Source organism: Glycomyces paridis (genome assembly GCF_004912155.1).
GTDB lineage: Bacteria > Actinomycetota > Actinomycetes > Mycobacteriales > Micromonosporaceae > Glycomyces > Glycomyces paridis.
Genome location: NZ_STGX01000005.1, coordinates 198,554 through 201,169, shown reverse-complemented (window position 1 = coordinate 201,169; position 2,616 = coordinate 198,554). Strand labels below are relative to the sequence as shown.

Annotated in this window: 4 protein-coding genes; all 4 read left to right on the top strand. The window is 69.0% G+C overall.

Annotation, left to right across the window (positions count from 1 at the left end):
* The coding region (locus E9998_RS08880; RefSeq protein WP_136529427.1) for an IS3 family transposase at positions 1-617 on the top strand (617 nt) is incomplete at its 5' end.
* A 143-nt stretch (positions 618-760) separates the two neighbouring features.
* Positions 761-1,111 (top strand): hypothetical protein, encoded by a 351-nt coding sequence (locus E9998_RS25240; protein ID WP_158299744.1) that lies wholly within the window; start codon positions 761-763, stop codon positions 1,109-1,111.
* Positions 1,112-1,118: 7 nt separating this feature from the next.
* Positions 1,119-1,924, top strand: a protein-coding gene (locus E9998_RS08870; RefSeq protein ID WP_136529337.1) for an IS5 family transposase whose coding sequence is annotated in 2 segments (ribosomal slippage) — positions 1,119-1,464 and positions 1,464-1,924 — 807 coding nt in all. Because the reading frame shifts where the segments join, the coding sequence is not laid out codon by codon here.
* Positions 1,925-2,114: 190 nt separating this feature from the next.
* Positions 2,115-2,616, top strand: a 502-nt coding sequence (locus E9998_RS08865; RefSeq protein WP_192907062.1) for a cellulose binding domain-containing protein, incomplete at its 3' end; no start/stop codon positions are given.

The following is a 2,616-nucleotide window of genomic DNA, read 5'->3' as shown; positions in this document are numbered from 1 at the left end:
TCGCCGGGATCGAAGGCGTGCGGCTGCGGCGTCGGCGCCCGACCCCGCCACCGCAGGACCCGGCAGCGGCGACGGTGCCCGACCGGCTGAGGCGGGACTTCACCGCCGGAGCGCCGAACCGGCGCTACGTCGGCGACATCACCTACCTGCCGGTCGAAGACGGCTCGTTCCTCTACCTGGCCACGGTCATCGACCTGTACTCGCGCCGCCTCGTCGGTTGGGCGATCGCCGATCACATGCGCACGGACCTGGTCGAGACCGCGCTGCGCCGCGCCGCGGCCATCCGCGGGGACCTGGCCGGTGCGCTGATGCATACCGACCGCGGCTCGCAGTACGTGTCCGCGCAGTTCGCGAAGTGCTGCAACGAGCTCGGCGTGCTGCAATCGCGGGCCCGGGTCGGTTCCTCGGCCGACAACGCCCTCGCCGAATCGTTCAACGCCAGCCTCAAACGTGAAGTCCTGCAAGGACGTCGTACCTTCACCACCGCACACGATGCCCGGTTCCAGGTCGAAGCCTGGATCCGCGGCTACAACACGATCCGGAGACACTCGTCTCTGGGCTACCTCTCACCCATCGACTACGAACAACGGCAGACTAGCCTCGCCCTCGCCGCATAGAACGGTGTCAACACCAAAGGGGAAAGCCCCAAGCCGTCAACCGCATTGGTGGCCACATCTGCGGGGTCGCGTTGCGCTCGTGCTGCGAGCTCGGCTGCGAGTTGGAGTGCTTCGGGGCTGAGGCGACCGAATCTGCGGGCCGTGTGGCCCAGGCAGAGGGCGGCGATGCCGCGCAGCCACGCGCCGACGTCGGGGTGGTTCCCGACCTTCAGGCAGCAGTGTTCGATGAATGCGCGATCGGTGTCCGCAAGAGCGATGCCGACGAGCGCTTCGATCGCCGCCGGCTCATCCTGGCGGTCGATGAGCGCTCGGTCAATCGCCGCGGCGACGGTGTCGTGGGGGAGCGCAGGCGGGTTCTGGAACCTGCGATGAGCATGATGCATCAAGCACAAGATATACGCAGCGATGCTGGGCTCTGGCCAGAGGCTGGGAGCGAGCGTCGACCGCCGCGCTTTCAGGCGTGTCTCGCCTGGCGTGCAACCGATCTGGTATAGCTCGTGCATGGACGAGTTCACCAGGCGCCTTGTGCCCGATGGGTTGTGGGAGATTGTCGAGCCGCTGATTCCGGCCTCGCCGAAGCGGGCGCAGGGCGGCGGTATCCCCCGGGCTGATGACTGGCAGGTGTTCGCGGCGGTCGTGTTCGTCCTGACCACCGGTTGCGCTTGGCGGCTCCTGCCGCCGGTCTTCGGCGTCTCGCACCAGACCGCGCACCGGCGCTTCACCGAATGGTCCGAGGCCGCGCTGTGGGCCAAGCTCCACCGCGCCGTGCTCGACCGGCTCGGTGCCGCCGGCGAGATCGACTGGTCTCGGGCGATCGTCGACGGCGCGAGCCTGCGCGCCAAAAAAGGGGATCACTGACCGGCCCAAACCCGGTCGATCGCGGCAAGTCCGGCTCGAAGATCCACGTCCTGTCCGACCGCAACGGACTCCCACTCGCGCTCGGGGTCTCGGCCGCGAACATGCACGACTCCCAGGCCTTCGAGCCGCTCATCCAGGGCATCCCCAAGATCCGATCCCGGCGCGGCCCGCGCCGCCGCAAACCAGCGAAGATCCACGCCGACAAGGCCTACGACATCCCCGACTGCCACCGCGCCCTGCGCGAACGGCGGATCGGCGACCGGATCGCCCGCCGCGGCATCGAATCCTCAGCGAGGCTCGGCCGCCACCGCTGGGTCATCGAACGGACCATCGCCTGGCTCGGCGGCTATCGCCGCCTCACCATCCGATACGAGCGCTACGGCCACCTGTTCGCCGCGTTTCTCGCCCTCGCCGCCGCGATCACCTGCTACAAGCAACTCGCCAACTGAGACACGCTCTTAGGAAGTCCGCGATCGACCAGGGAAAGGCCGCGGGGCCGGAGCGAGTGCTCCGGCCCCGCGGCCGATGTTCGGGCACTATTTTGTTTAGCTGATTGACAATGACGGAGATATCGATGATTATCGTTGTAACGGGGTTTCTGGGAGCGCTTCCCGTCCTACGACCAGAAGGAGTCGAGACATGCGACAACAGCGAGGCGGACGCACCGGCCTGGTGCTCGCCGCGACCACCGCGGCGGCACTGGCGGCGGCGACGCTCAGCGCCGCCGCCAGCGGGGCCGCCGCCGACGAGGGCTGCGCGGTCGACTACCGCGTCGACAGTTCCTGGGGCTCGGGTTTCCAGGCGAGCGTGAGCATTACGGCCACCGAGGCGGTCGACGGCTGGGACCTCGCCTGGGTTTTCCCCGGCGACACCGCAGTCACCAGCGCGTGGAACGTCGACTGGAGCCAGACCGGCGGCGCCTTCTCCGGCACCGACGTCGGCTGGAACGGCTCCATCGCGGCCGGGCAGACCCGCGAGGTCTTCGGCTTCGTCGGCGCCGGCTCGACCGAGGCCCCGACCGGGATCACCCTCAACGGCGTCGCGTGCGGTGAAGCGGCGCCGACCGACCCGCCCACCACCGACGAGCCGACCGATCCGCCGACGGACCCGCCGGACGGTCCGGCTCCGCAGCTCAGCGTCG